Annotated in this window: 9 protein-coding genes and 1 rRNA gene; 1 reads left to right on the top strand and 9 read right to left on the bottom strand. The window is 32.8% G+C overall.

All coding sequences use genetic code 11. The annotated features are described in order from the left end of the window. The 9 genes from FLACOL7796_RS19330 to thrS all read right to left on the bottom strand — a co-directional run. Window positions 1-634 (bottom strand): response regulator transcription factor (locus FLACOL7796_RS19330; RefSeq protein WP_173972434.1); only part of this gene is annotated, 634 nt, incomplete at its 3' end. 10 nt (window positions 635-644) lie between these two features. Then, the gene (locus tag FLACOL7796_RS19325) at window positions 645-2,420 is read right to left on the bottom strand and encodes an ATP-binding protein (RefSeq protein WP_191408364.1); all 1,776 of its coding nucleotides are present in this window, start codon (window positions 2,418-2,420) and stop codon (window positions 645-647) included. Further along, a complete protein-coding gene (locus FLACOL7796_RS19320; RefSeq protein WP_232067411.1) occupies window positions 2,417-4,156 on the bottom strand; it encodes a tetratricopeptide repeat-containing sensor histidine kinase in 1,740 nt (579 codons plus the stop codon). Before FLACOL7796_RS19320 ends, FLACOL7796_RS19325 begins: the two co-directional genes overlap by 4 nt. A 157-nt stretch (window positions 4,157-4,313) precedes the next feature. After that, window positions 4,314-4,748, bottom strand: a complete 435-nt coding sequence (locus FLACOL7796_RS19315; protein ID WP_173972432.1) for a carboxymuconolactone decarboxylase family protein — start codon at window positions 4,746-4,748, stop codon at window positions 4,314-4,316. 78 nt (window positions 4,749-4,826) lie between these two features. Beyond that, window positions 4,827-5,399, bottom strand: a complete 573-nt coding sequence (locus tag FLACOL7796_RS19310) for a Crp/Fnr family transcriptional regulator (RefSeq protein WP_173972431.1) — start codon at window positions 5,397-5,399, stop codon at window positions 4,827-4,829. Between the two features lie 150 nt (window positions 5,400-5,549). After that, window positions 5,550-5,894, bottom strand: coding sequence for a 50S ribosomal protein L20 (gene rplT / locus FLACOL7796_RS19305; RefSeq protein WP_041515545.1), 345 nt, complete (start codon window positions 5,892-5,894; stop codon window positions 5,550-5,552). 102 nt (window positions 5,895-5,996) lie between these two features. Then, window positions 5,997-6,194, bottom strand: a complete 198-nt coding sequence (gene rpmI / locus FLACOL7796_RS19300) for a 50S ribosomal protein L35 (RefSeq protein ID WP_022827375.1) — start codon at window positions 6,192-6,194, stop codon at window positions 5,997-5,999. A 104-nt stretch (window positions 6,195-6,298) separates the two neighbouring features. After that, entirely contained in the window at window positions 6,299-6,850 is a 552-nt protein-coding gene (gene infC, locus FLACOL7796_RS19295) for a translation initiation factor IF-3 (RefSeq protein WP_072964996.1), read from the bottom strand. A 22-nt stretch (window positions 6,851-6,872) separates the two neighbouring features. After that, window positions 6,873-8,819 (bottom strand): threonine--tRNA ligase, encoded by a 1,947-nt coding sequence (thrS, locus tag FLACOL7796_RS19290; protein WP_173972430.1) that lies wholly within the window; start codon window positions 8,817-8,819, stop codon window positions 6,873-6,875. A 1,110-nt stretch (window positions 8,820-9,929) separates the two neighbouring features. On the opposite strand from thrS, the gene FLACOL7796_RS19285 reads away from it, so the two are divergent. After that, window positions 9,930-10,021: ribosomal RNA gene (locus tag FLACOL7796_RS19285) — 16S ribosomal RNA — on the top strand; the annotation flags it as partial.

The raw sequence follows: 10,021 nt of genomic DNA, 5'->3' as shown, positions 1-10,021 counted from the left end.
AGTGTACATTATTATTGGCTTTAAAGTATATTTTCAATTTATTGATGCGTTTTTCAATACTGCTCGTTCCGTTTGGAGTTATTGACGAAGCTTTAAACTCACTTGAGATATTTTCTAAAATATAACCTTTTGCCAAAAGTTTTAAAATAGAGATATCATAAGATTCAATTTCAATTAGCGCTTTAGCATTAAAACTAAAAGATAAATCCGAAGAAAGAATTTTTTCCTCGTTTCTAAAAGTTCCTTCAATCGCTTTTCTTAATTCAGAAATACTGTTTCTTCCTTTTGAAACGTAGGCATTAATACTTAAATCGTAAAAAAGAGATTTTATACGATACGATTTATCTTCAATAGAAAATACAATCTTTTTTAATTTTGGCTGAACATCATTTGCAGCCTCAATAAGCTCTTCTCCACTGGTAAGAGTGATATTACGGTGATCTGACTTAAAAGATAAATCGCTTATGAGTAAATCATAAGGTTCGTTTTCAAGCAATGCTTTTTTTATTTTTAATAAACCATCATCACAATATTTTACATGATCAATTACAGGAACTTGTAAATCTTCAAGTACTTGAATAACGGCTATGCTGATACTGTCTAAATCTTCGGCAACTAAAACTTTTTTGAACATATAATGGTGTTTACAAAGGAAACGTGAAACTTAATCTAAATCCTTTTTCTGAATTGTTGTCAAAAATAATATTTCCATTTATAGTTTTAATACGGTTTTCCACATTTTGCAATCCATTTTTTAAATTTGGTGTACTATTTTTCGTTCCAATCCCATTGTCATTGTAAATTATCGTCAGCGTTTTGTCGGTTATTTTAAAATTAATACTCACTAAAGTGGCCTGACTGTGCTTTTTCATGTTAACAAACAGCTCCTGCAGAATTCGATAAAGAATTATTTTTTTGTTTTTTTCGACACAATCCCATAAAATTAAATCAAAACCATTCAGTAAAATATTCAGTTCGGGAGTTTTAAATCCGGAAATCATTTCTTTTAACGCACTGGCATAATTTTTTCCGGTAGAAATTGCACTGTTTTCTTTAGAGATAGTTCTTGTTCTGGCATAAATCGCATCAAGATTGTTGAGCAATATTTCTTTGTTATCCTCTTTCGTAAGATCAATATTTTCTGTAAATGTTAATGTCTGGTAAACGTCATGCGCAAGTTCAGCACGTAATTTATTCGAAATTCGTATTTCACTTTTAAAGATGGCGTCATTTTTTTCTTTTTTTCCTTTAATGGTTAAGTAGCAATAGAGAAACAAACTGAACATAGTCGTAAAGAAAAGAATGATGTACGAAATAATATTTCTATTCTTTTGTCTTTCTAACTGCAATTCGTTTTTTGCTTTCTCTGCTTTATATTGAAGATTTTCATCCCTGTCTTTTTTAGAATAATATTTAATTCGGGCAAATTGATTTTTTGCTGTTTTTCTTGATTTTTCGATGCTGTCAGCAAGCTGAATAAATTTAGACGAATATTCTTTTAGACTTTTTCCTTCGCTCGTTTTAGTTAATAGTTTTAAACTCTGAAGTTTGTTAGGCGCATCATTTAATTTACTCGAAATATCGTAAGCTGTTTTCGCATAATGTTGTGCTTTTTGAGGATTACTAAACTGAAAATATTCGGCAATATGTAAATAACTGTATAAAAGTGAATAATTGTCCTTTAACCTTAACTGAATAGCCAGGCTTTTTTTGTAATACTCGATAGCTTCTGGTTTTCCTTGTTCATCATAACAAAGCCCTAAGTCATCTAATATTCTCGCGTATTCGTAATCATTTATATATTTATCTTTTTCATAGATAGTTTTAATTTTTGATAGCGAAATCAATATACTTTCTGCAAGCTTTATTTTTCCTTGTTTCAAATAGATTTGAGAAATACTATTAAGCACTACAATTTTTCTATAAGTACTTATTTTTAGATGTAATGATTTTTGATAATATAAAAGAGCATTGTTATAATCGTAAGTATAATAGTAATTGGCACCAAATTGTTCATAGACATTTGCAGCAAACCTTGGTTTTTTAATCTTTTTTAAATGCGGAAGTGTCTTTGTTAATAATACTTCACTGGCAACAAAGTCACCCTGCATTTGCTCCACCGAAGCCATGCAGGTAAGCGCATAAACATAATCGATATAATCGTTATCAATATCACAAAGTAATTGCGCCTGATTATAATAATTATAAGATTCGTCTAAGTGATAGGAATCAAAAAGAACATCGGCTTTGTATAGAATTTTTCGAATCTCTGATTTCGTATATTTCCTTTTGTTATTAAGTTCATTTATTGGGGATTTTAATGAATACGTCACACATCCTATCATTAAAAAAAATAGGATGGCTAGAAAATATTTTAAGATTTTTTTATTTTGAAATGATCTGAAAGTCTTTTTTATCATGATACAGGAATTTTTAAGAAGACTTTAAAACCTTTTCCCGGATCTGAATCGATATCGATTATTCCTTTAATGGAGTGAATTCTGTTCTCTACATTATGAAGGCCGTTTTTATAAGATAATTGAGTTAGATCAGCACCTTTCCCGTTATCAGTATAATGTATGCTAATATTTGTATCAGTTTTTTTAAATTTTATCCCCACTAGATTAGCATTACTATGTTTCTTCATATTTACAAGAAGTTCCTGAAGTACTCTGTAAATAGTTGTTTTTTTATTTCGCTCAAGAGTATTCCATGCGATCGTTTCCAACTCGTGGATACTAATAGTAATGTTTGAAGTAGTAAAACCCAGAATCATTTCTCGCAGAACCAAAGCATAATTTTTATCTGTAGTAAGAGTGCAATTTTCTTTTGATATGTCTGTCGTTCGGGAATAAATAATATCAAGGTTATTTAACAATTGCTCTCTGTTTTCGGCTAATGCAAGGTTTTTATTTTCGACAAATGCCATAGTATGATAGATGTCGTTCGCCAGTTCGTCATGTAGTTTTTTAGCAATTCGCGTTTCGCTTTTATAAGTAGCCTCAATTTTTTCTTTATTTCCTCTCGAAGTCAGATACAGATAAAGCACTATTATTAAGCTCAGACTTATAGCAACAATAATATAGGAAATTATATTTTTGTTTTTTTGCCTTTCCAATAGTAGTTCATTTTCGGCCTTGTGAGTTTTAAGTTTTAAATTTTCGTCCTTCTCCTTTTTAGAATCGTATTTTACACGTGCAAATTGATTTTTAACTTTTTGTCTCACTTCAAATATACTGTCAACGAGATCAACATATTTAGTAGAATATTTTTTCAACTCTTGGTTAGAAGAACTATTTTGTGTTATTAGTTTTAATGCGGCTATTCTTTCGTCAGCATTGTTTCCAATGGTAAACTGTTCATAGCTCATCATCATATATTTTTTTGCCAGAGAAATATTTCTATTTTCGTAGAATTTTGCCAAATGAAGATAGCTTTTTCCTAAGTCAAAAGGTTCCTTTTTCTTTTGTCTTAGTGTAAGACTTTCGTTTAAGTAGTAAATCGCTTTGTCAAATTCATTGATTTTAAAATAACAAAATCCAATGTTGTCTAAAGCTTTGGCATAAAACAGTGCGTCATCTCTTACTTCTTCATGTGTAAGTAAAGAAAGAAAAATATCGAGAGACTCTTGGTATTTTTCCTCTTCAATCAAAATAACAGCGATATTATTTCTGGCGGCCAAATTTCGCCAAGATTCTGTTTGTAGTTCTAAAGCCTTTTGATTATATAATGCTGCATTTTTATAATCGTATGTGTTTAAATAATTGATACTTAAAATGACATAAGTATTCCATGCATATTCAGGGCTTTTAATGTATTTTAAAGAGGGGAGAGCTTCAGTAACTGTCGATTCGCTTGCGGCATAATCACCGTGCCTTTGCTGGATATCGGCCATTCTGTTTAAAGTGCTTACATAATGTATAGCGTCAGTTTTAGGATGACATATAAATTTTACTTTATTGTAATAATAGAATGCGCTGTCAAAATAATTACTGTCATAAAAGTGATCAGCAGCCTTAAGTAATTTTTCAATTTGTGGTTTTGAACTCTTTTGTTTGGTGGTTTTATTGCTTTTTTGTTGGCAGGAAAATAAAAATAGAAAAGTAAAAATTATATATAGAAAGCGGCGCATTATTTCTTTGGTATCATGCGCCAAAAATAAAGAATTTTAATTCTTAAAAAAGAGTAGAAATACGGTATTTTGTTTTATTTTAATTTTTGGCTTTAGCTTGGTATTCAGTATTATACGGGCAATATGTTAGTATTCGGAGATATTGCCCGTATTTTATAATGCTGAATTTGTATTACTGAGATTAAATAGCTCTCATTCCTGTAGCTATCGCTAATCTGTTCCAGGAGTTAATGGTAATAATAAGAAGAATGATTTCTGCTAAATATTTATCATCAAAAAGACGCGCGGCATTCTGATACACTTCATCAGAAACGTGATTACTAATCATTGTAATTTGTTCAGTCAAAGCTAATATTGCCTTTTCTTCCTCAGTAAAAACATCTGCTTCACGCCATGCACTTAGTAAATAAATACGTTTTTCAGTTTCGCCATATTTTCTGGCATCTGCCGTATGCATGTTAATACAAAAAGCACAACCGTTTATTTGGGATGCACGAATTTTTATTAGCTCTTTTTGTATAGGAGTTAGTGAAGTAGTTGCATTGTACTTCTCTAAATTCATTAAAGCTTCATATGCTGCCGGAGCAACTGTCGGGATAACAATTCTTGGTTTCATTGTACTTGTTTTTTAAAGTGTGATACAAAGGTCTTGTATATCTGTTTTAAAAAACTTGAACTACTTCAAGAAATATCGCTAGACTTTTCCTGCTCTGATTTTACTCATGAACTCTGCCGAGAAATCCAGATAAGAAGCAATCATGTATTGTGGAACGCGCTGAACAAATTCGGGATATAAATCATTAAAATGATGGTACCTTTCTTCTGCCGACATAGTAAATAGAAACTTGATTCGCATTTGTGCGGCACCAAAAGATTTTTGAGCAACAATTCTAAAGTAGCGCTCTAGTTTTGGAACCTGTAATAAAATTGATTCTAAAGCCGATTTTTCTAAAGCAATTACTTCAGATTGTTCTACAGCTTGTATGTAAAAATGAGAAGGCACGTGATTGTGAAAACTTAAGTAATCCGTAATCCACCAATTCTCAATGCCAAATTGAAGTGTTTGTTCAATTCCTTTGTCGTTGATGATATATTGCCTCATACAGCCTTTAATGATAAAGTATAGCGTATCACAAACCTGACCCTCTTTTAATACAAGTTCTTTCTTCTTGATTGTAGATACGTTTAAACAAGAATCCAGAATATCGATTTCTGAAGGTTCTAAGTTTACGATCTTTTCAATATGTTGTAAAAGCGCTTTATGCATAATGTATATGATTATTTACAAATGTACTTTTTAAATTCAAATCTTAAAAATGAGAATTTTGAAAAGGCGGTAAAAGCAAAAAACCATCTCGTTTAAACGAGATGGTTTTTCTATGATAAGTAAGTAATCTAAATTGAGTTTATAAAACGTTTATTTTACTTTGTTAAGTATTGCTTTGAAAGCTTCAGGGTGATTCATTGCTAAATCTGCAAGAACTTTACGGTTCAATTCGATTCCGTTAGCTTTTACTTTACCCATGAATTGAGAATAAGACATTCCTTCCAATCTAGCTCCAGCGTTGATACGTTGAATCCATAATGCACGGAAATTTCTTTTGTTTTGTTTTCTATCACGGTAAGCGTAGCACATTGCTTTCTCTACTGCATTCTTAGCAACTGTCCAAACGTTTTTACGTCTACCAAAGAAACCTTTGGCTTGCTTCATTATTTTTTTTCTTCTTGCTCTTTTAGCAACTGAATTTACTGCTCTTGGCATAATTTTAATGTGTTTTTGTAGCAGGCGTCCTGAATTAAATCAAAGGAACTTAAAAGCCATACTCCAAGGTTATAATAAATAATTTTTTAACCTAAAGAATTATTAGATAATTCTTAATTGTTGTTTAATGCTTTTCATATCTGTTTTGTGAACTAGCGCTGAGTGTGTCAAAGCTAATTTACGTTTTTTAGATTTTTTAGTCAAGATGTGACTTTTAAAAGCATGCTTTCTTTTAATCTTTCCAGAACCAGTAACTTTGAAACGTTTCTTGGCGCTAGATTTTGTTTTCATTTTAGGCATTTTTCCTAGTGTTTTAATTTATTCTTACTTACTTATTTTTTTAGTTGTCAGTCTCAGTTTTCAGTTTACAGTGTGGAAACTGAAAACTGAGACTGCAAACTGTTTTACTTTTTCTTTTTAGGAGCAATGAACATGATCATTCTCTTTCCTTCCAAAACTGGCATAGCTTCCACTTTACCATACTCTTCTAAGTCTGTAGCCAAACGTAGTAATAAAATTTGTCCTTGATCTTTATAAATGATAGAACGTCCTTTAAAGAAAACGAATGCTTTTAGTTTAGCACCTTCTTTAAGGAATTTCTCAGCATTCTTTCTTTTAAATTCGTAATCATGCTCATCCGTCTGAGGACCAAATCTAATTTCTTTTACTACAACCTGCGTCGACTTAGCTTTTAATACCTTATCACGTTTCTTTTGTTCGTAAACAAATTTCTTGTAATCCATGATTTTACAAACCGGCGGCTCAGCGTTTGGCGAAATTTCAACCAAATCCAATTCGAATTGATCCGCTAAACGTAAAGCTTCTGCAAGCTTAAACACACCTGGTTCGATGTTCTCGCCTACTAGTCTTACTTCTTGTACACCACGAATAAGGTTATTTATTCTGTGTGCATCTTTTTTTTCTACTCGAGGTTGGTAACCTCTGTTGCTTCTTATTGCTATGACTTTATAATTTAAGTTAAACTGTAAAAACTTTTAATGTCTTTTTTATTTCTTCGTTTACAATAGCGACAAATTCATCAATTGTAACTGTAATATTCCCTTTTCCTTCTTGTCCGTGACGACGGATCGAAATAGTTCCGTTTTTCTCCTCTTCCTCACCTACAATAAGCATAAACGGTATTTTTTGCATTTCAGCATCTCTAATTTTCTTACCAATAGTCTCGCTTCGGTTGTCAATTAGGGCGCGAATTTCGTGATTTTCTAGCAAATCTAAAACTTTTTTAGCATATATTTCGTATTTCTCGCTCAAAGACAAGATTATAGCCTGTTCTGGCATTAGCCAAAGTGGGAAATTTCCTGCTGTATGTTCCAGTAAAATTGCGATAAAACGTTCCATCGATCCAAAAGGAGCTCTATGAATCATAACAGGGCGATGTAATTCATTATCAGCACCTTTATAAGTCAATTCAAAACGCTCAGGAAGGTTATAATCAACCTGAATAGTTCCCAATTGCCATTGTCTTCCTAAGGCATCTTTTACCATAAAGTCAAGCTTCGGACCATAAAAAGCAGCCTCGCCATATTCTACAACAGTATTTAATCCTTTATCAGCCGCCGCATTGATAATAGCATTTTCAGCTTTCTCCCAGTTTTCGTCAGAACCAATATATTTATCTCTGTTTTCCTGATCTCTTAATGAAATCTGAGCAGTAAAGTTTTCAAAACCTAACGAACCAAATACATACAATACAAGGTCAATTACTTTTTTAAATTCTTCATCTAATTGCTCTGGAGTACAAAAAATATGTGCGTCATCCTGAGTAAACCCTCTAACACGAGTTAAACCGTGCAATTCACCAGACTGCTCATATCTATATACAGTACCAAATTCAGCATAACGCTTAGGTAAATCTTTGTATGACCAAGGTCTTACGTTGTAGATCTCACAGTGGTGAGGACAGTTCATTGGTTTTAATAAAAACTCTTCACCTTCGGCAGGAGTATGTATAGGTTGAAAACTATCAGCACCATATTTTGCATAATGTCCAGAAGTAACATAAAGTTCCTTTTGTCCAATATGTGGAGTAACCACCTGCTCGTATCCGGCTTTCTTCTGAGCTTTCTTTAAAAATTGCTCTAGGCGATCTCTAAGCGCGGCACCTTTAGGTAACCATAAAGGTAAACCCTGTCCAACCTTCTGAGAGAAAGCAAACAATTCAAGTTCCTTACCTAATTTACGGTGATCACGACGTTTAGCCTCCTCAAGAAGTTCAAGATATTCAGTCAAATCCTTTTGTTTAGGGAAAGAAGTTCCGTAAACACGAGTCAATTGTTTGTTTTTCTCATCACCTCTCCAGTATGCACCAGCAACGCTCATGATTTTAAAAGCCTTGATGATACCAGTATTTGGGATATGACCACCTCTACATAAATCAGTAAAAGTAGCATGATCACAAAAAGTAATAGTTCCGTCTTCAAGATTCGAAATCAATTCAGTCTTGTAAACGTTATCCTTATATAGTTCTAGTGCATCCGCTTTACTAACTGGACGCATTTTAAATTCGTGTTTCCCTCTTGAAATCTCTAAAACGCGATCTTCGATCTTTTTAAAATCAGCATCAGTAATTTTCTGATCTTCAAAATCAACATCATAATAAAAACCATTCGAAATTGCAGGCCCTAGAGTTAATTTAATTCCAGGAAACAATTCCTCAAGTGCTTGCGCCATTACGTGCGAAGTCGAATGCCAGAAAGCTTTTTTTCCTTCAGCATCATTCCATGTATATAAAATAAGACTACCGTCGGTCGTCAATGGAGTTTCGGTTTCTATTGTTGTACCATTAAAAGACGCAGAAATCACATTTCTTGCAAATCCTTCACTAATGCTCTTAGCAACCTCCATCGGAGTTACACCTGAAGCAAACTCTCTAATTGACCCGTCGGGTAAAGTAATCTTAATCATTGTTTATAATTTTGTGAATGCAAATATAACGCATTACAAAAATACATACAATACATATATACATGTTTATACTAATATATAAGAGTAATATTTATAATTATCCACAAGTCTATTTTTTACTACTATATATAAGGCTGTGTTTATTGATTCTGGAGATAGGTTTCTAGGGAGGGTATTAGTTTTTGTTCTCTCCTATATATAAGGTAAAGTTTCATGTCCCAATTCCGACGGTTTAGATAATAGGAGCGGCTTTGTCCGGCTGAGCGAAGTCGAAGCCTTTGGATTTTGGTTTTAAGGATCAGGAGCTATTTCCCGCTATCCACTCCAATCTTTTGTGCCGAACGCCGGCACAAAAGGATTTCCACTTCTATCGGGGCTAGGGGAGCAGCTTTCAAAAGAAGTTTACTATAATAAAGAGAAGTAAAACGCTCCAAAAATCAAAACTTAGCACCTTTGCTCCCGATAGCCATCGGGATTGCGAGATTAAAAAGAATTCAAAATATAGCCTTGCGTTCTTTGCGAAACAAATCCAAAGAGAAGAATTCTTGGCTTCTTTGTAGTAAAATCAGCCTAAACCACCCGAAACTTTAAAAGAATCAAAAAAACTTCATATTGTAAAAAACATCAAACCAGTTACTTATGAAAAAGATTGAAAATAGTTTGAAAAAGCTATTGTTTAACTGAATAAACTACCTACTTTTGCACCCGCAACAACGATAAACGTTCACTGAAATACTGACAAGCTAAAGAGATCAAAACGAAAATTTATTTTCGAAAAAAGATTTAAAAAAGCTTGTGGGTAAAGAAAGAAAGTTTTAAGTTTGCACCCCGCAAAACACGGAAAGTTCATTGATAAATTGGTAAGGTTTGAGAAGAAAAAGAAAAGAGATTTTCTTAAAAAAACTTCAAAAAACATTTGCCAGTTAGAAATAAGTTTTCTACTTTTGCACCCGCTTTGAGAAACAAGCGAAAGAAAAGAAATACACGTTCGTAGACATATTGAATTGACAGCCGTTTTAACAGAGATGTTAAAACAAAAGAATAAGAGTAATAGAATCGAGAGATTTGAAAAGAACCGATAGATAACATCGCAATATAATATTAAAATATACGATGAAGAGTTTGATCCTGGCTCAGGATGAACGCTAGCGGCAGGCTTAACACATGCAAGTCGAGGGGTATAGTTCTTCGGAACTAGAGAC

Source organism: Flavobacterium bizetiae, assembly GCF_902804475.1.
Lineage (GTDB): Bacteria > Bacteroidota > Bacteroidia > Flavobacteriales > Flavobacteriaceae > Flavobacterium > Flavobacterium bizetiae.
The sequence above is the reverse complement of the archived record's forward strand: the minus strand, read 5'-3'. Positions and strand labels throughout refer to the sequence as shown.